Raw genomic sequence first — 23365 nt, 5'->3', positions numbered from 1 at the left:
CTAGAGCCTTGCGACTATGCTGTCTGTGACTATTTGTTGCGTGTATGCCGGGTAATGGGCGTCCGGGCAAGCACCCAGGTCACAAAGCGCATCGGAAAAACTCCGGATATGCCTCAGTAAAACCAGGCGAAACAGCGAGATTTTTCATTTTTCATGCTACAAACAAGCTTGCTGAGTGAAATGTGGCCATTTGCCTCTCCACCCTCGTTAGCCGCCGGACTGTCTCTAAATGAAAACAAAAAAAGACGCTGTGACCTCCCCCGCGACCGAAGCCACACTGGCTGATCTGGCTGATACCCTGCTCGCCCCGCTTGAGCGCCCTTCCCCGCTCAAGCCCCCCATGCGGCTGGACAGCAGCGGCGAGCAATACATGTATTTCACCGAGCGCGACATTGATCGCATCCTCGATAACCTTGACGGCCTGCGCAGCCTGGTGTTCCCGCCAGCGCCGCAGGATGACGACAGTGAACGGCGGGTGCAGCATTTCCCCTCCGTCTGCCTGATCGGCCTTGGCCGCTGCGGCTCGAACATCGCCCTGGATGTCGCCTCCCTGGTCTACAACGCCCGGCAGTTCTACCTGAGCGAATTCAACAACGAAGAAAAAACCGTTGCCGAACAGGATTTCCGCCCCACGCGCTGGATTCGCAGCAACCTGTTGCGCGCTCCTAGCAAGGACAGCAAGCCGGTATTTCTGATCGAGCCGCTGGTGATGCTCGGCGACCTGGACAAGGACATCGAGGGGCGCATCCGCTTCTCGCGCAAGGGCGAAACCAGCGGTTTCCTCAGCGACTACAGCAAGATGAAGATCATGGACCTCTCCGAGGTGCATGCGGGCGGCGCCGGTAACGCGCCGATCCTCGGCCAGTACCTGGCCAAGATCATCCTTAACAAGGACACCCAGCGCTTTACCAACGAAGACTGGAAGTTCATTCACAGCTACCTGATCGACTCCTGCGGCATCAAGGCCAACCAGTCGCGCCTGTACTTCTACATCTTCAGCGCTGGCGGCGGCACCGGCTCGGGCATGGCTTCGGAGTTCGGCCTGGCGCAGCAGTTCGCTTACATGAGCAAGACCTTCGACACCAAGAACTTCGACGAAAGCCCGGAGAACCGCGACCACAGCTTCGTCTTCGAGCCGATTTTCACCAGCGGTATCTGCATCCTGCCGAACATCTCCGACCAGCGCAGCGAGATGTCCGAGGCCCTGCATATCAACGCCGGCCGCCTGCTGTGCAAGTACCTCGCCGAGGAGTGGGACTTCTCCTACAACTTCGATAATGAAGAAAACAGCGAAGAAAGCGTGATGCGGCGCATCCGCCCATGGAACGCCATGATGCTGATCTCCAACGACATCATGCGTTACGCAGAAGAAAGCGATGACGGCAACATCCAGAACATCGACGTCAACGCCATGGAGCGCCACGCCAACCAGTACATCTCACAGCAGATCTTCAACATCCTCACTGCCCAGGCGGTGACCACCGATTACGACCAGAACTACTTCCGCCGCGCCGGCATCGACATCGGCGAAACCATCCGCCTGGACGCCAACGACCTGTTTATGAGCCTGGCCGGCCCGGTGGCCGTGGCGTATGCCGAATCGGTGGTGCCTGAGCAAAGCGCCGCAGCGCTGGACAAGTTCCGCGTGCTGGACAAGGAGCCGTCGCGGCTGAATATCGACGACCTGTTCTTCCGCTCCATCGACCTGCCGCACTTCAACAAGGTCACCCAGGCCATTGAGGGCATCAGCCTGCTGCCCATCGAGTCCAAGCGTTATCGCGAAGCGCTGGATGAGTACAAGAAGTCCGACTACAACGCCGCCAAACTCAGCGACCTGCACTTCTTCAAGAACTGCTCCTCGGTGGTGTCGATTGTCTCGCTACCGAAAGACTACAAGCTGTCCTATATGGACCTGAACCGGCTGAAGACCCACCTCAACAGCCTGTTCCCCAACACCACATTGAAGCGCTATGCATTGGTGATCGGCGCCTCGGCCAACCTGTCGCTGACCACCCTGATCGCCAAGAGCCCGTGTCTGTCGGACGACTTCCTGACGCTGATCGTGGCCTTTATCAAGCGCTGCTTCGCCCGCGACCCGCACCGCTTCGATGAAAGCCTGGACAACGCCATTCTCGATTTCATCATGAGCGACGAGTTCGACGAAGTGCGGGTCGACGCCATGCTCAACGAATACGAAAACCCGGCGAAGATCCTCGACACCAACTGGTACGCGATCAAGCCGATGTACGAGAAGAAGTACCGCGAGCTGATCCACGATCAGGACAAGTTCGTCTCGATCAACGACATCCGCCTGTCCCGTGAAAGCGTGAAAAAGGCGATCAAGTACCTGCGCGAGATCTACCGTCACCGTATCGGCAAGACCCGGGTTATCTCGCTCAACAAGTACGCCGAAGACAAGCCCGAATAAGCCACTGCCACCGGCAACCCGAGTTCAATCGGGTTGCCGGTGGGCGCCTCAGGTCGCTCGCCATTCCTCAAGCCAGCCCAGGCTGGCCTGGGTGCCCACCTCTCCTGGTCGGTATTCGGCCGCCAGCCAGCCCTCATAACCACTGTCACGCAGAGCCTTGAGCAGCGGCGCAAACTGCAGCTCGCCTGTACCCGGTGCGCCACGCCCTGGGTAATCGGCAAACTGCACATGACCGATACGCCCGGCCAGCAAAGTAATACCGGCCGGTATATCCAGGCCCTGCCGCGCCATATGGTAGAGGTCGTACTGCGCAGCCAGATTGGGGTGGGCCACGGCTTTGAGTAGCGCATCCAGTTGCGTCGGGGTGTTGATCAGAAAGCCTGGCATATCCAGCGGGTTGATCGCCTCCACCACCACGCCGATACCCAATAACTGAAAGGCCTCGGCGGTCTTACGTAGGTTGTCGATCAAACAGGCCATTGCCTGTTCAGGCTCTACACCCTCGGCCAAGCGCCCCGGCAGCACATTGACCAGCGCTGGCCGCACCATGGCGGCATAGCTCAACGCCTGCTGCAGCGCCGCAGCAAACTCGGCCTGGCGCGCAGGCACGGCGGCTAGACCGGCGCCGCCACTCATCAAGTCACCGGCTGGCAGGTTGATCAACCGCAGCGGCATACCCGCAGCGTCCAGCGCCTCTTTCAGGGCAATGGCCGGCAACTCATAGGGGAACTGGATTTCCACGCCATCAAAACCGGCAGCGGCGGCAGCCACTACCCGCTCACGCAGCGGTAACTCGGTAAACAACAACGACAGGTTGGCCGCGATCTTCATGGCTGCGGCTCTTGAGGCTGTGGCGCCCGGTACAGCTGCACCAAGGTCGCCGGGTCCCGCTCCTGATTGCCCTGGCTGCCATGCTGACGCATCAGCTGCGCGGCCAGGCCACTGAGCGGCGTGGCCGAGCCGACTTGCTGCGACAGTTTGACCGCAGTATCCAGATCCTTGAGCAGGGTGCGCACATGCCATTTGACCGGTTCAAACTGGCTCTCGGCCATCTGCGGCGCAAGAATCTGCAGCGGCTTGGAGTCGGCGAAACCGCCGGCCAGCGCTGGCGCGATCAGGCTGGCATCAACCCCGGCCTGCTCGGCCAGGGCCACTACTTCGGCGATCACCAACGCGTTACAGGCAACGATCATCTGGTTGCACACCTTGGTTACCTGGCCCGCACCGACATCGCCCATGCGCGTCAGGCGTTGCCCCAGATGGGCGAGAATCGGCCGCACCCGTTCGACATCCTCAACCCGGCCACCGGCCATGATCGCCAATGTGCCATTGGCCGCGCCCGGTGTACCGCCGGAGACCGGCGCATCGACCCAGTGCATGCCGCAGCGGGCGTGCAACTCAGCAGCCATATCGCGGGTAGCGGCCGGCTCCAGGCTGGAGAAATCCACCAGCAGTTGGCCAGGTTTGCCCATTTCCACAATCCCGCCAGGGCCAAACACCACTTCGCGCACGACCTCGGTGTTGGCCAGGCAAAGCATGACGATATCGGCCTGAGCACAGAGCTGCGCCGGGCTGGCCACCGTTTGCGCGCCCAACGCCTGCAGTGGCGCGCACTTATCAGGGGAACGATTCCATACGCTCAGCGGATAGCCAGCGGCCAACAGGCGCTGGGTCATGGGCAGCCCCATCAGGCCAATACCAGCAAATGCCAAAGCAGGAAGGGAGGTGGACATAGGCAGACTCCGACTCATTGATGGCCGCCATCTTAGCCTAGCGGCAGCGGAACCTGTCCCGCCAGTCAACGCCCGAGCGCCAGACCTACAGGCCGTCTTTTTCCAGATGATCGAGATTGACCGGCTCGCCGCTGTGCGCGCCGAGCTTGGCGCGAATATCTTCGAACATCAGGTCGTACTCGGCATGGCTGCGCATGATCAGGCTGCTGTTGGTCGGCAGGCCATGCTTGTGTGCCAGGCGCGTGGCCACACTGGCGAAGTTGTAGGCGGTATCGCGGTGCAGCTCGAAGACCTCTTCAAACGCCTTGCCGTTCACCTGCCCTTGCATACGCATATGCAACATCGGGCCTTCGGTCGGGTCCTGGCGTACTTCGTAATGGAGGTCGACGCTAAACAGCGGCGCCTCGGCCGTGGCCAAGGTATTGGCGCGATGCAAATGTCCGGGTTGAAACATGCTGGCAGCTCCTGCAATCAGTCTGTGATGCTGCCAGCATAGTTACTCAGGATGGCCCACGGCGCACGCGCCAGATCAGTGCAGTGGCGCGCGCGCAGTGCGTTCCTGCGCCAGCACCCAGGGCGCTACAACCACCGCCCACAGCTCTGGATCGCGGTTTAGCAGGTCTTCGGCGCGGCTGTCGTCAGCCTTGCTCAAGAGCCCGGCAGCCAGCCAGGCAGCGACTTTGTCCTGGTCGTTCTGCGCCACGGCCTGCGCCACTTCGATCAGATCCTGGGTGCCGTCGACCAGCAGCAAGGCGCCACGGGCGAAGAAAGGTTGCAGCTCCTGCCAGGTAATAGCTGCAGTTTCACCAAGCAGCTTGGCATAGAGGGTGCTAGGTTGTTCTGTCATGGATTGCCCTGTCATGAATGGCCGCTTTTTTAATCGGCCGCCATGATAGCGTCGCCCAGCCCGCTGGCAAATTCGCAACGCTGTTCGCGACGTTGCCAACGGCGATCAAGACACGCCGTTTTTCTATACGTTTATTGCGTTAAAGCGACACCCCAGGGTTTTGCCCCCAGCAAGCCGCTTTTCAAGCCGCAAAGCCGCGCTCTACACTGCACCGGTACAGTTGCCGGGGGGATGACCGGGGAAACAACCCGGTTCTGCAGCTTTGGCCGCCAGAACTACAACAATCAAAACCAATAAGAGTGGAGCACTATGAACAAGGCTACTAAGCAGATTTCCAAACTGTTTGCCGCCATGGCCATGGCTGGCGTTGCCAGCTACTCGGTAGCGGCTGACACCATCAAAATTGGCCTGGCAGGCCCAGTCACCGGCGCCGTCGCGCAATACGGTGAAATGCAGTTCATCGGTGCCAAGATGGCCATCGAGCAGATCAACAAGGCCGGCGGGGTGAACGGCGCAATGCTCGAAGGCGTGGTGTATGACGACGCCTGCGATCCGAAGCAAGCCGTTGCCGTAGCCAACAAGATCGTCAACGACGAAGTTAAGTTCGTGGTTGGCCACCTCTGCTCCAGCTCCACTCAGCCAGCGTCCGACATCTACGAAGACGAAGGCATCCTGATGGTCACCGCAGCGTCCACCAGCCCTGACATCACCGCGCGTGGCTACGAGCTGGTGTTCCGCACCATCGGTCTGGACAGCCTGCAAGGCCCAACCGCCGGCAACTTCATCGCTGACCACGTCAAGCCGAAAGCCGTTGCCGTGATCCACGACAAGCAGCAGTACGGTGAAGGCATTGCTACCGCGGTCAAGCAGACCCTGGAAAGCAAAGGCACCAAAGTGGTGATGTTCGAAGGCATCAACGCCGGCGACAAGGACTTCTCCGCGATGATCGCCAAGCTCAAGCAAGCCGGTGTGGACTTCATCTACTACGGTGGCTACCACCCAGAGCTGGGCCTGCTGCTGCGTCAGTCGGCTGAAAAAGGTCTGAGCGCCAAGTTCATGGGCCCTGAAGGCGTAGGCAACAAGGAAATCTCGGCCATTGCCGGCCCAGCTTCCGAAGGCCTGCTGGTTACCCTGCCGAAGTCGTTCGACCAGGACCCACGCAACCAGGCACTGGTTGATGCGTTCAAAGCCAAAAATGAAGACTCCAGCGGTCCGTTCGTGTTCCCGGCTTACGCCGCGGTACAAGTGATCGCCGAAGGCATCACCAAGGCTGGCGGTACCGACACCGCTAAAGTGGCCGCAGCCCTGCGTGCCAACAGCTTCGACACCCCGACTGGCAACCTGGCCTTCGACGAGAAGGGCGACCTGAAAGACTTCAGCTTCGTCGTCTACGAATGGCACCAGGACGGCACCAAGTCCGAAGCCAAGTAAGCTCTTAGCCTGAACCCAAAACCCACTGCTTCGGCAGTGGGTTTTGTTTATTAGAAGAATTCCGGCTGCACGCTGCGCCATAAGCGCTGCCTTGCGTGACAACCCAGGAGTTAGGCAATGCCTGATCTTTATCACTACCTGCAACAGCTGGTTAACGGCCTGACCGTTGGCAGCACCTATGCCTTGATTGCCATCGGCTACACCATGGTTTACGGCATTATCGGCATGATCAACTTCGCCCATGGCGAGGTTTACATGATTGGCTCGTACGTAGCCTTCATCGTGGTCGCCGGCTTGGCCATGTATGGCCTGGACAGTTTACCCATCGTGATGATTGCGGCCTTTGCCGCCAGCATCATTGTCGCCAGTGCATATGGCTACAGCATCGAACGGGTCGCCTACCGCCCTCTGCGCGGCGGCAACCGTCTGATCCCGCTGATTTCCGCCATCGGCATGTCGATCTTCCTGCAAAACTGGGTACTCCTCTCCCAGGACTCCAAAGACAAATCGATTCCCAACCTGCTGCCGGGCAACTTCATCTTTGGTGAAAGCGCCATGAATGGCGTGGTGATTTCCTATATGCAGGTGCTGATTTTCGTCGTCACCTTCTTTGTCATGGTCGGCCTGACGCTGTTTATCTCGCGTTCACGCCTGGGTCGCGCCTGCCGCGCCTGCGCCGAAGACCTGAAGATGGCCAACCTGCTGGGCATCAACACCAACAACATCATCGCCCTGACCTTCGTTATCGGTGCCGCCCTGGCGGCCGTAGCGGCTGTGCTGCTGGGCATGCAATATGGCGTGATCAACCCGCATCTGGGCTTCCTGGCCGGGATCAAGGCCTTCACCGCAGCGGTACTTGGCGGTATCGGCAGCATCCCCGGCGCGGTACTCGGCGGCCTGCTGCTGGGCGTGGCCGAAGCCTTTGGCGCCGATATCTTCGGCGACCAGTACAAGGACGTGGTGGCGTTCAGCCTGCTGGTACTGGTGTTGCTGTTCCGCCCGACCGGTATCCTTGGTCGTCCGGAGGTTGAAAAAGTATGAGTACCTCCATCAGCAAAAACCTCAAGACCGCGATCTTCAGCGCCCTGTTGGTGTTGGCCGTGGCCTACCCGGTGCTGGGCCTCAAGCTCTCCACGGTTGGCATCAAGCTCGAAGTACAAGGCGCCAGCCCGGCCGTGCTGTGGACCATCTTCGGCTGCTCGATTGCCATGTTCTTCTGGCAACTGTTCCGCAACCACCTGAGCGCCGCCTGGAGCCACGCGCCCAAGCTGCCGAGCATGCCGGGCAAAGCCAGTGAGTTCCTCACCCTGCCTTCGACCCAGCGCTGGATCGTTCTTGGCCTGATCGTCGTCGCGCTGGCCTGGCCGTTCTTCGGCTCGCGCGGTGCGGTGGATATCGCCACGCTGATCCTGATCTACGTGATGCTCGGCCTCGGCCTGAACATCGTGGTTGGTCTGGCTGGTCTGCTCGATCTCGGCTATGTGGCCTTCTACGCCGTAGGCGCTTACAGCTACGCGCTGCTGTCGTTCTACTTCGGCCTGAGCTTCTGGATCTGCCTGCCGATTGCCGGCCTGATGGCGGCGTTCTTCGGCTTTATCCTGGGCTTCCCGGTACTGCGTCTACGCGGCGACTACCTGGCTATCGTTACCCTGGGTTTTGGCGAGATCATCCGCATCCTGCTGAACAACATGACCTGGCTGACCGGTGGCCCCAACGGCATCGGTTCGATCCCCAAGCCAACGCTGTTCGGCCTGTCGTTCGACCGCAAGGCCGCCGAAGGCATGCAGACCTTCCACGAGTACTTCGGGGTGGCTTACAACTCGATCAACAAGGTGATCTTCCTCTACCTGATCGCCCTGCTGCTGGTGCTGTTGACTCTGTTCGTGATCAACCGCCTGCTGCGCATGCCGATCGGCCGCGCCTGGGAAGCGCTGCGTGAAGACGAAATCGCCTGCCGCGCACTGGGCATGAACCCCACCGCGATCAAGCTCTCGGCCTTTACCATCGGCGCCTGCTTCGCCGGTTTCGCTGGCAGCTTCTTTGCCGCGCGCCAAGGCTTGGTCAGCCCGCAGTCGTTCACCTTTATCGAGTCGGCGATCATCCTCGCCATCGTGGTACTGGGCGGTATGGGCTCACAGCTCGGCATTATCCTCGCGGCCATCGTGATGATTCTGCTGCCGGAGCTGGCGCGTGAATTCAACGAATACCGCATGCTGATGTTCGGCGCGCTGATGGTATTGATGATGATCTGGCGTCCGCAGGGCCTGCTGCCCATGCAACGTCCGCACCTGGAGCTGAAGCAATGAGCCGCCCGATTCTAGAAGTAAGCGGCCTGTCCATGCGCTTCGGCGGCCTGCTGGCCGTCAACGGGGTGAACCTGCAGGTCGCGGAAAAACAGGTTGTGTCGATGATCGGCCCGAACGGCGCCGGCAAGACCACCGTATTCAACTGCCTGACCGGCTTCTACCAGCCCACCAGCGGCAGCATCCGCCTCAACGGTGAACAGATCGAAGGCCTGCCTGGCCACAAGATCGCGCGCAAAGGCGTGGTGCGCACGTTCCAGAACGTGCGCCTGTTCAAGGACATGACCGCGGTGGAAAACCTGCTGGTCGCCCAGCACCGCCACCTCAACACCAACTACCTGGCGGGCCTGCTGAAAACTCCGGCGTTTCGCAAGAGCGAACGCGAAGCCATGGAGTTCGCCGCGCACTGGCTGGATCAGGTCAACCTGACCGAGTTCGCCAACCGCACGGCCGGCACCCTGGCCTACGGTCAGCAACGCCGCCTGGAAATCGCCCGCTGCATGATGACCCGCCCGAGCATCCTGATGCTCGACGAGCCAGCCGCTGGCCTCAACCCGCGCGAGACCGACGACCTCAAGGCGCTGATCCGCGTGCTCAGCGACCAGCACAATGTCACCGTGCTGCTGATCGAGCACGACATGAAGCTGGTCATGAGCATTTCCGACCACATCTATGTGATCAACCAGGGCACGCCCCTGGCGGACGGCACGCCGGAGCAGATCCGCGAAAATCCGGACGTGATCAAAGCCTACCTGGGGGAAGCGTGATGCTGTATTTCGAGAACGTTTCCACCTTCTACGGCAAGATCCAGGCGCTGCATGGCGTCAACGTCGAAGTCCGTCAGGGCGAGATCGTCACCCTGATCGGCGCCAACGGTGCCGGCAAGTCGACCCTGCTGATGACCCTCTGCGGCTCGCCTCAGGCGAGCAGCGGCAGCATCCGCTACCAGGGTGAAGAGCTGATCGGCCAGGACACCCCGAGCATCATGCGCAAGAGCATTGCCGTAGTGCCGGAAGGTCGCCGGGTGTTCTCCCGCCTGACCGTGGAAGAAAACCTGGTGATGGGCGGCTTCTTCGGCAGCAAGGCCGACAATCAGGAACAGCTGGACAAGGTCCTGCACCTGTTCCCGCGCCTGAAGGAACGCTTTGCCCAGCGCGCCGGCACCATGTCCGGCGGTGAGCAGCAGATGCTCGCCCTCGGCCGCGCGCTGATGAGCAAGCCCAAGCTGCTGCTGCTCGACGAGCCGTCGCTGGGTCTGGCCCCGATCATCATCCAGCAGATCTTCGACATCATCGAACAGCTGCGCAAGGACGGTGTAACGGTGTTCCTGGTCGAGCAGAACGCCAACCAGGCGCTCAAGCTGGCCGACCGCGGCTATGTACTGGAAAACGGCCGGATCGTCATGCAAGGCAGCGGCGAACAACTGCTGAACGATCCAAAGGTACGCGACGCCTACCTCGGCGGTTAAGCGCTACCTCGCTGAAAAAACCGCTCTTCGGAGCGGTTTTTTATTAGCGAAGACAAAGGCCCACCCTGCCCGCCTATCTCTGCCTCAATGCTGACAAACGTTTTTTATCGCCGCCGTTCGCCCGATGTTCCGTGCACCGTGGGCCTGTCCGGTTACAATGGCGGCCCTTTTTTTGCCGATGACCGTTTTTATGACCGACCCCATTCGCCTATCCAAACGCCTGATCGAAGTGATTGGCTGTTCGCGCCGCGAGGCCGAACTGTATATCGAAGGCGGCTGGGTCACGGTGGATGGTGTGGTGGTGGAAGAGCCGCAATTCAAGGTCGCCGAACAGCGCGTGGAATTGCTGCAAAACGCCCTGCTGGCCCCGGTCGAGCCGGTCACCCTGCTGCTGAACGTACCCAACGGCCACAACGCAGAACGCGCTGCGGAAAGCCTCAGCCCAGCCAGCCACTGGCCGGAAGACGGCTCGGGCATTCGCCCGCTGAAAGGCCATTTCGCCCGACTCATCTCCTGCATTCCCCTGCAAGCCGGGGCCGATGGCCTGCATGTGCTGACCCAGGACTGGCGCATCGAGCGCAAACTCAAGGAAGACCTGAGCAAACTGGAGCAGGAATATGTGGTCGAAGTCGTCGGCACCTTGAGCGCCAGCCAACTCAAGCGCCTGGCTCACGGCCTGACCTTCAACGGTGTGGCTCTGGCCCCCTGCAAGGTCAGCTGGCAAAACGAAACTCGCCTGCGCTTTGCCTTGAAGAACCCACTGCCCGGGCAGATCGTGTTTATGTGCAACAGCGTCGACCTCAAGGTGCTGGGCATGAAGCGCATCCGCATCGGCGGCGTGCCCATGGCCAAGGTCCCCGCGGGCCAGTGGCGCTACCTGGCAGGCAAAGAACGCTTCTAATTTTTCAGCTGATGCGTCTTGTGCATCAGCCCTTTTCAGGACCACCCCATGCTTAATAACGACGTACTGCGCAGCTTGCGCTACACCCTCGACATCAGCGACGCGCAGATGGTCGACATCATCAAGCTCAGCGGCAAGCAGGTCGCCCTCAACGACCTCGCGGCGATGCTCAAGAAGGATGACGAAGAAGGCTTCACGCCCTGCGACGACGAGCTGATGGCGCACTTCCTCGATGGCCTGGTGTACTTCAAGCGTGGCAAGGACGACAGCCGTCCGGCCCAGCCGCTTGAGCTGCCGATCACCAACAACACGGTGCTGAAGAAACTGCGCGTGGCCTTCGAGCTGAAGGAAGACGACATGCACACGATCATGAGTAGCGTCGACTGCCCGGTTTCCAAGCCGGAGATGAGCGCGCTGTTCCGCAAGTTCGGCCACAGCAACTACCGCACCTGCGGCGATCAGTTTCTGCGCAACTTCCTCAAGGGTCTAACCCTGCGCGTTCGCGGCTAAGTCCCAGCGCCTCGCTGCCATGCCTGCCCGCATGGCAGCGTATTTCCACGGGCAATGATGACTGCCATGGCACGATCAGATGATTAGGGTAGTGGCACTCATCCGTTAAAAGGACTCGCCATGCACCCCTACTTCAGCCTGCAAGGCCGCACCGCCCTGGTTACCGGTGGCACCCGTGGTATCGGCAAGATGATCGCCAAAGCCTTTGTCGAAGCCGGCGCCACGGTCTACGTCTGCGCCCGTGACGGCGAAGCCTGCGCACAAACCGCTGCCGAGCTGTCGGCCTTTGGCACCTGCCACGGCATCGCCGCCAACCTGGCCAGCGAGGAAGGCGTGCACGTGTTGGCCGAGCAGTTGGCCGGCACGATCGGCAGCCTGGATATTCTGGTCAATAACGCCGGCACCACCTGGGGCGCGCCGCTGGAAAGCTACCCGGCCAAGGGCTGGGAAAAGGTCATGCAGCTCAATGTGACCTCGGTGTTCAGCTGCATCCAGCAATTGCTGCCGCTGTTGCGCAAAGCCGGCAGCGCGGCCAATCCGGCGCGGGTAATCAATATCGGCTCGGTTGCCGGCATCACCTCCCACGGCGAAGACGCCTATGCCTATGGCCCGAGCAAGGCGGCGCTGCACCAGCTGTCACGCATGCTCGCCCGCGAGCTGGTCGGCCAACATATCAACGTCAACGTGATCGCGCCGGGGCGCTTCCCGAGCAAGATGACTCAGCATATCGCCACCGACGAGGCCGCCATGGCCGAAGATACCGCGCTGATCCCGATGCAGCGCTGGGGCCGCGAAGAGGAAATGGCCGCCCTGGCGATCAGCCTGGCCAGCACCGCCGGGGCCTATATGACCGGTGCGATCATCCCCATCGACGGCGGTTTTCACCTCTAGTCAGGTACTATGGCGGCGTTTTCACTCGATCACGCCGCCATGCCCTACTCCGTTTCCCCCATCGGTTTTGTCCGCTCCTGCTTCAAGGAGAAGTTCGCCATTCCCCGTCAGCCGCAATTGGCCCCGGCGGCCCGTGGCGTACTGGAGCTGGTCGCGCCCTTCGATAACGGCGATGCAGTGCAGGGATTGGAGCAGGCCAGCCATGTCTGGCTGCTGTTTCTGTTTCACCAGGCGCTGGAAGACAAGCCGCGCCTGAAGGTGCGCCCACCGCGCCTGGGCGGCAATCAATCGGTCGGTGTATTCAGTACCCGCGCCACCCACCGGCCCAATGGCATCGGCCAGTCGGTGGTCAAACTGGACAAGGTCGAAGCCGGCAAGCTCTGGCTGTCCGGTATCGACCTGCTCGACGGCACCCCGGTGCTGGATATCAAACCCTACGTGCCGTACGCCGACAGCGTCGCCGGAGCCTACAACCGCATCGCCGACAGCGCGCCGGCGCTGATCGACGTCAGCTGGCAGGACAGCGCACTGATCGAGGCAACCGAACATGGGCAGCGCCTGAATGAACCGCTGGTCGCGTTGATCGAGCAGTGCCTGGCCCAGGACCCACGCCCGGCCTACCAGCAGCCCAGCCCGGAGCGCCGCTATGGCGCGTGCTTCTGGGATGTCGATGTGCACTGGCACTACCCGCAGCCTGGCAGCATTTGCGTGCTGGAAGTCGTGCCCGCCGACTGATCTAGTTCGCCTCACCTCGTTCGCGCAGATAGGCCAAGCAACTATTTTGTCTTATATTTACCATATAAATGTATACAAAATAGGATGTTCACCATGCTAGAACGCCCCGGTCGCCTTAATGGCTTGCGCCATATCGCCCTGCTGGTCCCTAACCTGGAAGCCTGCGAACGCTTCTACGTGGATATTCTCGGCATGCAGGTGCTGCACCGCGCCAATCCAGACCTGGTCTACCTGACCTGCGGTAACGACAACCTGTCCCTGGGTCGCGCTTCTGTGCCCAGCAGCGGCGAGCAGGCGGTGGATCACTACGGCTTTATCGTCGACAGCATCGACGAGCTGCACGCCTGGTACGCCTACTTCAAGGCACAGGGCGTGACCCTGCTGGACCGCCCCTTCGCCCATGGCGACGGTGCGCACAGCTTCCACTTGCTCGACCCCGCCGGTAACAAGGTGCAGCCAATCTACCATCCGGCCGTCTCCGGGCAGCGCTTCAGCCACGCGCAATAGCTGCGCAGCGCTCGGTCGACGCAGGGCATCTACACTGAGCAGATGCCGGGCGCAGAGACAACCGCATCAGCACTTGGCAAAACCCGCAGGCGGCAAACAGGCGTTCACTGTTCGGCGCCTTGCAGGTATGGTGATCGCAAGGGCCATACTGCCAAATCGCCAGTAACCGCCCCATCTACCACCACGCACCGACGTACTGTGAGTGTATGAAAGCCAGCACCTACGCGCCGACCGAGAACCTTGTCGATCTGCTGCTCGACGCCATCTGCGTGGTCGACAAACGCGGACGCTTCGTTTTTGTCAGCGCCGCCTGCCAGCGCATTTTCGGCTACAGCGCAGACGAGATGATCGGCCAAGTGATGATCGAAATGGTGCATCCCGAAGACCGCGCGAAAACCCTGCAGGCCGCCAAGGAAGTGATGGCCGGCGAGCATAAACCGAACTTCGAGAACCGCTACCTGCGCAAGGATGGCAGCACCGTGCATATCCTCTGGTCCGCGCGCTGGTCCGAGGATGATCAGGTGCGCATCGCCGTCGCCCACGACATCACCGAGCGTAAACGCAGCGAAGCCCTGCAGACCGCGTTATACGGTATTTCCGAAGCGGCCCATTCGGCCAAGGACCTGCTCGGGCTGTTTCAGCAGGTGCACCAGATCATTGGCGAACTGTTGCCGACCATCAGCTTTTCCGTGGCGCTGTACGATGAGCAGAACGACGAGCTGAGCTTCCCCTACCCCGCCGAACAACCGCCGGCAACGACTGCCGATACGCCACTGAATGCCACCACGCTGAGCGCGCAGGTGATTCGCAGCGGCAACACCTTGCTGCTGCCCAACGCCGGCCAGGCACAAACTGCAACGCCACATAGCTGGCTCGGCGTACCGCTGCGCTCGCACCGTGGAATTATCGGCGCGCTGCTGGTGCAAAGCAGCGCCTCCACACGCTACAGCGAGCGTGATCAGGAGCTGCTGCAATTTGTCTCGACCCAGGTGGCCACCGCTATCGAGCGTCAGCAGATGCTCAGCCGCCTGCAGTTTATGGCGCAGTACGACCAGCTCACCCAACTGCCCAACCGCGAACTGCTGCGCGACCGCCTACATACGGCCTTGGCCCGCGCGCGCCGCGAGCAATCGCAGGTGGCGCTGCTGTTTCTCGATCTGGACAAGTTCAAGCAGGTCAATGACAACCTCGGCCATGCCGCAGGCGATCAGCTGCTGCAAGGCGTCGCCCAGCGTATCCAACTGTGCCTGCGCGAGGCCGATACCGTGGCGCGCTTTGCCGGTGATGAATTCGTTGTGCTGCTGGAAGACTTCCACTCGGCCGACCACGCCAGCGTAGTGGCGGAGAAAATCCGCCAGAGCCTCAATCAACCCTTCGAGCTGTGCGGGCAGAGCCAGACCATCCTGCCGAGCATCGGCATCGCCCTGTATCCACAGCACGCCCAGGATGCCCAGCAGTTGCTGCAGCATGCCGACAACGCCATGTACCGCGCCAAGCAGAAAGGCGGTAACCGCGCGCACAGCGCCCTTGAGCTGGAATAAGCGCGCATAAAAAAGCCCGCCAATCGGCGGGCTTTTTATTACGGCAGGCTTACTTCTCGACGAAGGCGCGCTCGATCAGATAATCACCTGGCTCGCGCATACGCGGGGAGATCTGCAGGCCGAACTCGTTGAGCACTTCGCTGGTTTCATCAAGCATGCTCGGGCTGCCGCAGATCATCGCGCGGTCATCCTGCGGATTGATCGGCGGCAGGCCGATGTCCTCGAACAGCTTGCCGCTGCGCATCAGATCGGTCAGACGGCCCTGGTTCTCGAACGGTTCGCGGGTCACTGTCGGGTAGTAGATCAGCTTGTCCTTCAGCGCATCGCCGAAGAATTCATTCTGCGGCAGGTGCTCGGTGATGAATTCGCGGTAGGCCACTTCGTTCACATAACGCACGCCGTGAACCAGAATCACCTTCTCGAAGCGCTCGTAGGTTTCCGGGTACTGAAACACGCTCATAAACGGCGCCAGGCCAGAGCCGGTGCTGAGCAGATACAGGTGCTTGCCGGGTTTGAGATCATCCAGCACCAGGGTACCGGTGGGCTTCTTGCTGATAATCACCTCGTCGCCTTCCTTGAGGTGCTGCAGCTGCGAGGTCAGCGGGCCATCAGGCACCTTGATGCTGAAGAACTCCAGATGCTCTTCCCAGTTCGGGCTGGCGATCGAGTAGGCGCGCATCAGTGGACGGCCGTTGTCCTGCTGCAGGCCGATCATCACAAACTGGCCATTCTCGAAGCGCAGACCTGGATCACGGGTGCACTTGAAGCTGAACAGCGTGTCGTTCCAGTGATGAACGCTGAGAATGCGCTCGGAGTTAAGGTTGCTCATGTGCCGGGGGCTCCGATGAATGGAATATCAGCTGCGCGCCTGTGCGCATTTGCACGGCATTGTAATGAGCGGCAGAATATCTGTTAACTTGATTATCAAGATATAGGTTATCGGTTATATAGATATGCGATTTACTCTCAGACAACTGCAAGTCTTCGTCGCCGTGGCCCAGCATGAAAGCGTGTCGCGCGCCGCCGATTCCCTGGCCCTGTCGCAATCGGCCACCAGCACCTCACTCAGCGAACTGGAGCGTCAGTCCGACTGTCAGCTGTTCGACCGCGCCGGTAAACGCCTGTGCCTCAACGCCCTCGGCCTGCAGTTGCTGCCACAAGCGGTGGCGCTGCTCGACCAGGCTAAGGAAATCGAACGCCTGCTGGGTGGCAAGAGTGGTTACGGTTCACTGAATGTCGGCGCCACCCTGACGGTCGGCAACTACCTGGCGACCCTGCTGATCGGCAGTTTTATGCAGCGCCATCCGGAATGCCGGGTCAAGCTGCAGGTGCATAACACCGCCTACGTGGTACAGCAGATTGCCCACTATGAACTGGACATGGGCATGATCGAAGGTGACTGCCAGCACCCGGATATCGAGGTACAGCCCTGGGTTGAAGATGAGTTGGTGGTGTTCTGTGCGCCGCAGCATGCGCTGGCGCAACGCGGTGAGGCGAGCCTGGAAGAACTGACGCGCGAGGCGTGGATTCTGCGTGAGCAAGGCTCCGGTACGCGCCTGACCTTCGACCAGGCCATGCGTCATCACCCCAGCAGCCTGAATATCCGTCTGGAGCTGGAGCACACCGAGGCGATCAAACGTGCAGTGGAGTCAGGCCTGGGGATTGGCTGCATTTCCCGCCTGGCGCTGCGTGATGCATTTCGCCGCGGCAGCCTGGTGGCAGTGGAAACCCCCGAGCTGGATCTGCGTCGGCAGTTCTACTTCATCTGGCACAAACAGAAGTACCAGACCGCCGCCATGCGTGAATTTATCGAACTGTGCCGCGCACTGACCGCCGGCGTGACGCGCAGCGATCAGATTGTCCTGCCGACTATCGCCTGAGAACGGCGAATTAGCCGAGCAGGATAATCGCCCACACCAGGGCAATCAGGCTGAGGGCGATGAACTGAGCGGCGCTGCCCATGTCCTTGGCATTCTTCGATAGCGGATGCAGCTCCAGGGAGATGCGGTCGATGGCCGCCTCCACCGCCGAGTTGAGCAGCTCGACGATCAGCGCCAGCAGGCACACAGCAACCATCAAGGCGCGCTCAACGCGGCTGACATCCAGGTAAAACGCCACAGGCACCAGCACCAGGTTGATCAGCAACAGTTGGCGAAAAGCGGCTTCACCGGTAAAGGCGGCGCGCAGGCCGGCCAGGGAATAACCGGTGGCATTGAGAACACGTTTAAGGCCGGTTTGGCCTTTGAATGGCGACATCATTACAACCATTTCGAGAAAGCCCGGCAGGCTACGCCAAGCCCGGGAGAAAAGCACTTCAGTTAGACGGAATCGATTCCAGCTGCTGCAACAGCAGCGCCGCCTGCGTGCGAGTGCGCACCCCGAGCTTGCGGAAAATCGCCGTGACATGGGCCTTTACCGTGGCCTCGGAGACGCTCAACTCATAAGCAATCTGCTTGTTCAGCAAACCGTCGCAGACCATGGTCAGCACGCGGAACTGCTGCGGCGTCAGGCTGGCCAAGCCGGCACTGGCGGCCTTGGCTTCAGCCGACAGGGCAATCGCTTCCTGAGTCTGCTGCGGCCACCAGACTTCGCCATCAAGCACCAGACGCACCGCCTGCTGAATGGTTTCCAGCGGGCTGGATTTGGGAATAAAGCCGCTGGCGCCGAACTCCCGCGAACGCGCGACGATGGACGGCTCTTCCTGGGCGGAGATCATTACCACCGGGATATGCGGGTACTGCCCGCGCAGCAACACCAGGCCGGAGAAACCGTAAGCGCCGGGCATATTGAGGTCAAGCAGAACCAGGTCCCAGTCGGTCTTCTGTGCCAGGCAGGCTTCCAGCTCGGCGATGCTGGCCGCTTCGACCAGCCGTACATCCGGCCCCAACCCCAGGGTCAGCGCCTGTTGCAAGGCACTGCGAAACAGGGGGTGATCATCAGCAATAAGGATTTCAAAAGCGGCCATGGTGAATCCTGTTTTTGTTATGTGGATACCCGCCAGGGGTACTGTCCAGGGCACGGTGAACAGTGCGTGCAGGCCGCAGGGTTGCCGCGCAACCAAGCCTGAAAACGCAGAAAAGCGACCAAGCATGCCCAGCACTGACGGGGTGGTCAAGCACGACGCTTTGCGGCACAGTTCGCAGCTTTGCCGACGAGAGCCTGAAATGCGAAGCCACGCCCTGCGCGCCGACCTGTTGATGCTGCTGACCGCAATGATCTGGGGCTCGGCGTTTGTCGCCCAGCGCCTGGGCATGGACTCCATCGGTCCGTTTCTCTATAGCGGCCTGCGCTTTGCCCTGGCGGCGCTGATTCTGCTGCCGGTGCTGCGCCTGCTGGAAGGTCGCAGCAGCAGTGCGACGGTCGCGCCGTTGAACCGCCAGCTGCTGCGTGGCGGCGTGCTGATGGGCCTGGCGCTGGCCCTGGGGATCAACCTGCAGCAAGTTGGCCTGCTGTTTACCAGCGTGACCAACTCCGGCTTTATCACCGGGCTATACGTGATCATCGTGCCGCTGCTGGGGCTGTTTATCGGCCATAAGACCGGTCTGGGCATATGGCTGGGGGCCTGCCTGGCGGTGGTCGGCATGTTCCTGCTCAGCGTTGGCGAGGGCTTTACCGTGGCCTCCGGTGACTGGCTGCAACTGGCCGGGGCTTTCGTCTGGGGTGTGCATGTGCTGCTGGTGGGCTTCTTTGCCGGTCGCCATGACCCACTGCGCCTGGCTCTGGTGCAGTTCATCACCTGCGCGGTGATCAGCCTGGTGCTGGCGGTGATCTTCGAGGAAATCCAACTGCAAGCGATCATCGCCGCCGGGCCGGCGATTCTCTACGGCGGCATCTTCGGCGTGGCCATCGGCTTTACCTTGCAGGTGGTGGCGCAGAAAGACGCCATCGCCTCCCACGCCGCGATCATCCTCTCGCTGGAGGCGGTATTCGCCGCCATCGCCGGGGCCTGGCTGCTCGGTGAATCGTTGGAGCTGCGCGGCTACTTTGGCTGTGCGCTGATGTTTGCAGGCATGTTGTTGGCGCAATTGTGGCCAAAGAAACTACCCCACTAGACGCTAGAGAAACTCGCGCAGGCGATCATGCATTGGATCATCCAGCGGCACCGCGCGTGGCGCCTTGGCGGCCAGGTAGTGCTGGCTGAAGACATCCAGATAGGCATTCAAGCCATCGGCGGCGCGCTGGTCGCCAGCCAGCTCCAGACACAGCGCGGCGACTTCGGCGGTGCAGAAGTGATCGTCGCGCTTGGAACGGCGTAGCTTGTAGCGCGACAGCTGCTCGGCCTGCAGGCTGAGCACCGGCAGGCTGTCGAGGTAAGGGCTTTTGCGAAACATCTTGCGCGCCTCGCTCCAGGTGGCATCCAGCAGCACGAACAACGGCCGCTTGCCCGGCGCTGGCTGCACTTCGTTGACCACCCGTTCGGCGGCGACATATTCGCCAGGGAACACCAGATAAGGCTGCCACTGCGGGTCACGCAGCAACGCAGGCAAGCCGGCATCCACCTCAACCCGTGACCAGCCGAATGCCGAGGTATCGGCCAGCACGTCGGCAACCAGCCAGCCGGTATTGCTCGGTTTGAGCGCCTCGACATCGTGCATCAGCAGACACACCGCCGAGGTCGCGGCAATGCGCGGGCGCCAAGCGCACAGGCAGTGGCTCATCACCAGACGGCAATCATCACAACGCACCGAGCGGCTGCCACGGGCAAGAAAAGGTTTGGCACTGCGGGCAATCCGCGCAGCCCGCAAACGCGCGACGGCATGGCTCATCAGGCGTGCGCCTGACAGATAAGAAGGAACGGCATGGGTCATCCAGGGGTCAGCAAGCGCGGCAGTCTAACAAAGCCTGCCGCCGCTTATTCAACCGTGCGTCTTGCGCCGCCTGCCATGGCAACTGCGTAAGTGTCGGCAGGCGAGTAAGATAGCCGGCACTGAACCTCTGCCCGGCACTGCCGGTCAGAAGGTGCGAATCGACTTTGGAGAACCCCATGCTGCGTTTGACCAGCCTGACCCTGGCCTTGAGCCTGCCCCTGTTTGCCCATGCCGCCACCCTGAAAGACTTTGAACTGAGCAAGGCCCTGGAAAAAGTCGCGCGCGAAAGCAGCGTGGGCACGCCACGGGCAATCAACGAAGACATTCTCGATCAGGGCTACACCGTGGATGGCAGCGAGCTGGTCAACCACCTCAGCGTGCGCAGCGAGCATGCGGCGCAGATGCGCGGCAACCCGGATGTAGTGCGCGCGCAACTGGCCAACAGCGTGTGCCGCAATGCGGGTTATCGCCAGCTGCTGGTGCGCGGCGCGGCGCTGCGCTATGAATTCAGCGAATACAAAAGCAACCGCCCGGTGACCACCGAGCGTTTCAGCAAAGCAGATTGCGGCCTGTAAGGCTCAACCACCACCCTGCTGCGCGCGCCTTTGCTCATCATCGGCGCGCAAATCCGCCAGCAACGCGTGCATATAACGCGAACGCCGCGCCGCACCTTCAAGCCGCTGCAAGCACTCTTCTTCCAGACTTATCTGGTTGTTGCGCGCGGCCTGCTGCAACAGGCGGTACAAATCCACATCAAGATCCAAGGTCAACTTAGGCATACCTGCCCCTCCTTTCCCGCTACACACTGCGCCTGCTAACGCAGACAGCGTGGTTCTCCCCACCCTTGCACGGCGGCTTGCTCCTCGGCACTGAGCAACTCGCCAAGCGGTATTTCCAGCAACTCGGCAGCGGCCTCCAGCACATGCGCCCAGCTCGCCTGGTTGGCGAACAGCATGCCGGCTTCATCCAAGGTGCCGCCCCGGTTACGGTAGCCCAACACACGACTGTGTCGAGCATCACCGAGCAGCGGCCACAGATGCCCGCGGGCGACTTCCGCACGCATATGGGTCAGCAGCACACGCTTTGTGCTGGCAGCCGGGAATAACCGTTCAACCCGCTCGGCATCGACAATCACCGCCTGTTCCCAGGTATCGCGGGCCGCACGAAAACGCCCCGGCTCTTGCAAGTAAACCAGACGCCAGGCACATCCGGCCGCGCTCAGACAAACGGCCGCGCGCTGCATTTCTGCCAACTGATAACTGCCGGTGGCGATCAGCAGCAAGGGCTGCTCACCTTGATGCTCGGCCAGCACAAGGGCACCATCCTGCGCCAGCTGCTCGGCCTGTTCGCGGGTAAATACGCAAGGCCGCTCGCGCTTGGCAATCACCATGCAGGCGATCTGGCCGCGCGCCTGATAGATGCCCGGCAGCAGCGCCAATACCGAGTTGTGATCGGCCGGAAATACCACCCGCACCATATCGCTCATCTCACCGAGCAAGGCCTCGCAGAAGGTGGTGTCCTGGTGTGACTGCTGATTCTTGCCGTTTTCCCAGGTGTGCGACGTAGCCACCAGCGGCCAGCCGAGCCAGCCTGCCGGGCGCCCGGACTCTTTCTGCTGCCGGGCAAAGATGATCCGCTGGCGCACCGCGCCGAGCATCTTCACGCAGAAGGCCTCGTAGCTGGCCACCAGATTCAGGCCGCCCTGGTTGGCCAGGCAGGCGGAGACCACCGCTTCTTCGTTGAGCGCGGTGATAATGGCGCCATCCAGCGCTTCCAGCTCGCTCTCCGGCGCGGTTACCCGATGCTTGAGCGCCTTGAGCACGCCACCGAGACGATTGCTGGCCAATTCATCGGGGTTACCGACCCGTGGGCGCAACTGCGGGTTGGCGTGGACCAGATCGACAAAGAAGTGGTCCAGGGCCAGCATCGGCGAACAGGCGCCGTCCTGATACTGCAGCTCGGGCAGTTTTGGCAATGCTGGATGGCGCTGCGCCAACGGGTTATCTCGCTCCAGCGCGCGGGGACCTCGATCCGCAAACAGCGCGCAGGCCGCGCTCAGCTCATCCGGGGCCACCCAGAGCTGCGCGGCATGCTGATTGAACAGCTCGCGGGCAGCCCGATCGGTATGCGGGTTAGCCGGCAATGGCAGGTTGTGCGCAGCATTGCTGCCAGCGCCGTAGAAGCCGAAGCCTTTGAGCGTTTCGGCAATGCCATAGGGCATCGGCAGCGGATAACTCAACACGCCATCACGCAGCTCCTGCACACGACGGCCCAGGCGCTGCTCCATATCCCACAGCGCACAGACAAAGGCGGCCGGATCGCGGCCATCGAAACTCACAGGATCAAAGCCGCAATGGCGCAAGTGCTCGCGAAAATTCTCCAACCCGGCGGGCGTCGCCAGCTCGGTACGCTGCTCGATGCGCCGGCCGTTGGCGATCATCAATGGCAATGCCACGCCGCAGTCTTCAGCCCGCCACCAGCGCGGCATCCAGTCACTGCCGCGTTGCTCCTCGGCCGCGCCATCGGAGAGAAAGGCCACCAGCTTCTCGCCGGGTAACGGCAGATGGGCATATTGCAGCTCGGCAAAGCCCAGATAACCGCCTTCGGCAATCCCGCCAGCCGTGTGCGGATTAACGTGACTGCCCAGCGGCGCGCTGACCTGGCCGGCCGCGTTCTGCACATAGCTATAGAAGTCCGCCACCAGCTGACTCATCCCGGCTTCGTCGCAGGGGTAACGTTCGGCTTGTTCGGGATGCTGATTGGCCGTCAGCAGGTTGAGCGCCTCGATGGCCGCCACACAGTGGCCCTGGCCCATCAACCAGCCACGGGTTTCCCCGGTCAGGTTATTCAGCGCCAGGTAACCTGCGTAGGCCGGCACCATATTCAGCGCGCCGCCGGTATGCCCTTCGGGCGAAACCTTGAAGTCCTCTGCGGCCAACGCTACGCCATCGAGGCGCACGCGCTGGGCATAGGTCATATGCACTACCAGCCACAGCCCGGCAGCTGTCAGTCGATCCAGCGCGTGAAAGTGACGGTAGACGCTCGGCAGATCCGCCTGCACGCCCGCCTGCACCAGCTGGTGCGCCATACGGTAGACCGCGGCGCAGGTCTGCGGACTGTGCTGCAAAGGGCCATAGCCGCGCTGCCAGGCGGCGAAGGTTGGCTCAAGGCGGGCATGCTCGGCCAACTCGCTGGCGCTGGGGAATAACTGGGTCATATGCGGCTCCGATAATTTGAGACAGCTTAGAGCGCGGGATACAGG

25 protein-coding genes are annotated in these 23365 nt (G+C 61.4%); 15 read left to right on the top strand and 10 right to left on the bottom strand.

Annotation, left to right across the window (positions count from 1 at the left end; all coding sequences use genetic code 11):
- Nucleotides 1–229 precede the first annotated feature (229 nt).
- Complete coding sequence (locus Q8O69_RS03610; RefSeq protein ID WP_371136039.1) at nt 230–2428, top strand: hypothetical protein; 2199 nt, start codon at nt 230–232, stop codon at nt 2426–2428.
- Between the two features lie 48 nt (nt 2429–2476).
- Here Q8O69_RS03610 and Q8O69_RS03605 read toward each other — a convergent pair whose 3' ends face one another.
- From Q8O69_RS03605 to Q8O69_RS03590, 4 genes are all read right to left on the bottom strand, one after another.
- Entirely contained in the window at nt 2477–3259 is a 783-nt protein-coding gene (locus tag Q8O69_RS03605) for a hydroxypyruvate isomerase family protein (protein ID WP_305589625.1), read from the bottom strand.
- Nucleotides 3256–4161: an NAD(P)-dependent oxidoreductase gene (locus Q8O69_RS03600; RefSeq protein ID WP_305589623.1), complete on the bottom strand. Its 906-nt coding sequence runs from the start codon at nt 4159–4161 to the stop codon at nt 3256–3258. Before Q8O69_RS03600 ends, Q8O69_RS03605 begins: the two co-directional genes overlap by 4 nt.
- 85 nt (nt 4162–4246) lie before the next feature.
- Nucleotides 4247–4615, bottom strand: a complete 369-nt coding sequence (locus tag Q8O69_RS03595) for a DUF5064 family protein (RefSeq protein WP_305589621.1) — start codon at nt 4613–4615, stop codon at nt 4247–4249.
- A gap of 75 nt (nt 4616–4690) precedes the next feature.
- Nucleotides 4691–5008, bottom strand: a complete 318-nt coding sequence (locus Q8O69_RS03590) for a DUF2288 domain-containing protein (protein WP_305589619.1) — start codon at nt 5006–5008, stop codon at nt 4691–4693.
- Between the two features lie 309 nt (nt 5009–5317).
- Between Q8O69_RS03590 and Q8O69_RS03585 the strand changes: the two genes are divergently transcribed.
- The 11 genes from Q8O69_RS03585 to Q8O69_RS03535 all read left to right on the top strand — a co-directional run bounded on the left by Q8O69_RS03585 (nt 5318) and on the right by Q8O69_RS03535 (nt 15295).
- Nucleotides 5318–6439: a branched-chain amino acid ABC transporter substrate-binding protein gene (locus tag Q8O69_RS03585; RefSeq protein ID WP_275961230.1), complete on the top strand. Its 1122-nt coding sequence runs from the start codon at nt 5318–5320 to the stop codon at nt 6437–6439.
- A gap of 117 nt (nt 6440–6556) precedes the next feature.
- A complete protein-coding gene (livH, locus tag Q8O69_RS03580; RefSeq protein ID WP_275961229.1) occupies nt 6557–7480 on the top strand; it encodes a high-affinity branched-chain amino acid ABC transporter permease LivH in 924 nt (307 codons plus the stop codon).
- Nucleotides 7481–7488: 8 nt separating this feature from the next.
- On the top strand, nt 7489–8745 hold the full coding sequence (locus Q8O69_RS03575; RefSeq protein WP_275961606.1) for a high-affinity branched-chain amino acid ABC transporter permease LivM: 1257 nt from the start codon (nt 7489–7491) through the stop codon (nt 8743–8745).
- Entirely contained in the window at nt 8742–9509 is a 768-nt protein-coding gene (livG, locus tag Q8O69_RS03570) for a high-affinity branched-chain amino acid ABC transporter ATP-binding protein LivG (RefSeq protein ID WP_305589616.1), read from the top strand. The genes Q8O69_RS03575 and livG overlap by 4 nt, the downstream gene beginning before the upstream one ends.
- On the top strand, nt 9509–10210 hold the full coding sequence (locus tag Q8O69_RS03565) for an ABC transporter ATP-binding protein (RefSeq protein ID WP_305589614.1): 702 nt from the start codon (nt 9509–9511) through the stop codon (nt 10208–10210). Before livG ends, Q8O69_RS03565 begins: the two co-directional genes overlap by 1 nt.
- 190 nt (nt 10211–10400) lie before the next feature.
- The gene (locus Q8O69_RS03560) at nt 10401–11111 is read left to right on the top strand and encodes an rRNA pseudouridine synthase (protein WP_305589613.1); all 711 of its coding nucleotides are present in this window, start codon (nt 10401–10403) and stop codon (nt 11109–11111) included.
- A gap of 48 nt (nt 11112–11159) precedes the next feature.
- On the top strand, nt 11160–11621 hold the full coding sequence (locus Q8O69_RS03555) for a DUF1456 family protein (RefSeq protein ID WP_305589611.1): 462 nt from the start codon (nt 11160–11162) through the stop codon (nt 11619–11621).
- Between the two features lie 120 nt (nt 11622–11741).
- On the top strand, nt 11742–12512 hold the full coding sequence (locus tag Q8O69_RS03550; RefSeq protein ID WP_305589609.1) for an SDR family oxidoreductase: 771 nt from the start codon (nt 11742–11744) through the stop codon (nt 12510–12512).
- Nucleotides 12513–12551: 39 nt separating this feature from the next.
- Nucleotides 12552–13247 carry a tRNA (N6-threonylcarbamoyladenosine(37)-N6)-methyltransferase TrmO gene (gene tsaA, locus Q8O69_RS03545; protein WP_305589607.1) on the top strand — a complete coding sequence of 232 codons (696 nt, stop codon included), beginning with the start codon at nt 12552–12554 and terminating at the stop codon, nt 13245–13247.
- Between the two features lie 93 nt (nt 13248–13340).
- The gene (locus Q8O69_RS03540; RefSeq protein WP_305589605.1) at nt 13341–13754 is read left to right on the top strand and encodes a VOC family protein; all 414 of its coding nucleotides are present in this window, start codon (nt 13341–13343) and stop codon (nt 13752–13754) included.
- A gap of 206 nt (nt 13755–13960) precedes the next feature.
- Nucleotides 13961–15295, top strand: a complete 1335-nt coding sequence (locus Q8O69_RS03535) for a GGDEF domain-containing protein (protein ID WP_305589603.1) — start codon at nt 13961–13963, stop codon at nt 15293–15295.
- Nucleotides 15296–15344: 49 nt separating this feature from the next.
- On the opposite strand, the gene fpr is transcribed toward Q8O69_RS03535, so the two are convergent.
- Nucleotides 15345–16124, bottom strand: coding sequence for a ferredoxin-NADP reductase (gene fpr / locus Q8O69_RS03530; protein WP_305589601.1), 780 nt, complete (start codon nt 16122–16124; stop codon nt 15345–15347).
- Between the two features lie 124 nt (nt 16125–16248).
- On the opposite strand from fpr, the gene Q8O69_RS03525 reads away from it, so the two are divergent.
- On the top strand, nt 16249–17175 hold the full coding sequence (locus Q8O69_RS03525; protein WP_275961221.1) for a LysR family transcriptional regulator: 927 nt from the start codon (nt 16249–16251) through the stop codon (nt 17173–17175).
- 10 nt (nt 17176–17185) lie between these two features.
- Here Q8O69_RS03525 and Q8O69_RS03520 read toward each other — a convergent pair whose 3' ends face one another.
- Both Q8O69_RS03520 and erdR read right to left on the bottom strand, forming a co-directional pair.
- Nucleotides 17186–17551: a diacylglycerol kinase gene (locus Q8O69_RS03520; RefSeq protein ID WP_305589598.1), complete on the bottom strand. Its 366-nt coding sequence runs from the start codon at nt 17549–17551 to the stop codon at nt 17186–17188.
- Between the two features lie 58 nt (nt 17552–17609).
- On the bottom strand, nt 17610–18260 hold the full coding sequence (gene erdR / locus Q8O69_RS03515; RefSeq protein ID WP_275961219.1) for a response regulator transcription factor ErdR: 651 nt from the start codon (nt 18258–18260) through the stop codon (nt 17610–17612).
- Nucleotides 18261–18459: 199 nt separating this feature from the next.
- On the opposite strand from erdR, the gene Q8O69_RS03510 reads away from it, so the two are divergent.
- Nucleotides 18460–19347: a DMT family transporter gene (locus Q8O69_RS03510; protein WP_305589595.1), complete on the top strand. Its 888-nt coding sequence runs from the start codon at nt 18460–18462 to the stop codon at nt 19345–19347.
- Nucleotides 19348–19350: 3 nt separating this feature from the next.
- On the opposite strand, the gene Q8O69_RS03505 is transcribed toward Q8O69_RS03510, so the two are convergent.
- On the bottom strand, nt 19351–20061 hold the full coding sequence (locus Q8O69_RS03505; protein ID WP_305589593.1) for a tRNA-uridine aminocarboxypropyltransferase: 711 nt from the start codon (nt 20059–20061) through the stop codon (nt 19351–19353).
- Nucleotides 20062–20279: 218 nt separating this feature from the next.
- On the opposite strand from Q8O69_RS03505, the gene Q8O69_RS03500 reads away from it, so the two are divergent.
- Entirely contained in the window at nt 20280–20678 is a 399-nt protein-coding gene (locus Q8O69_RS03500) for a quorum-sensing-regulated virulence factor family protein (RefSeq protein WP_305589590.1), read from the top strand.
- Nucleotides 20679–20681: 3 nt separating this feature from the next.
- Here the strand turns inward: Q8O69_RS03500 and Q8O69_RS03495 are convergent, their stop codons facing one another.
- Nucleotides 20682–20882: a hypothetical protein gene (locus Q8O69_RS03495; protein WP_160015662.1), complete on the bottom strand. Its 201-nt coding sequence runs from the start codon at nt 20880–20882 to the stop codon at nt 20682–20684.
- Between the two features lie 35 nt (nt 20883–20917).
- Nucleotides 20918–23320: a xylulose 5-phosphate 3-epimerase gene (locus Q8O69_RS03490; protein WP_305589588.1), complete on the bottom strand. Its 2403-nt coding sequence runs from the start codon at nt 23318–23320 to the stop codon at nt 20918–20920.
- Between the last annotated feature and the right edge of the window lie 45 nt (nt 23321–23365).

This window comes from Pseudomonas sp. (genome assembly GCF_030690725.1).
GTDB lineage: Bacteria > Pseudomonadota > Gammaproteobacteria > Pseudomonadales > Pseudomonadaceae > Aquipseudomonas.
Note: the sequence above shows the minus strand (reverse complement) of the source record. Positions and strands in the feature narration are given on the sequence as shown.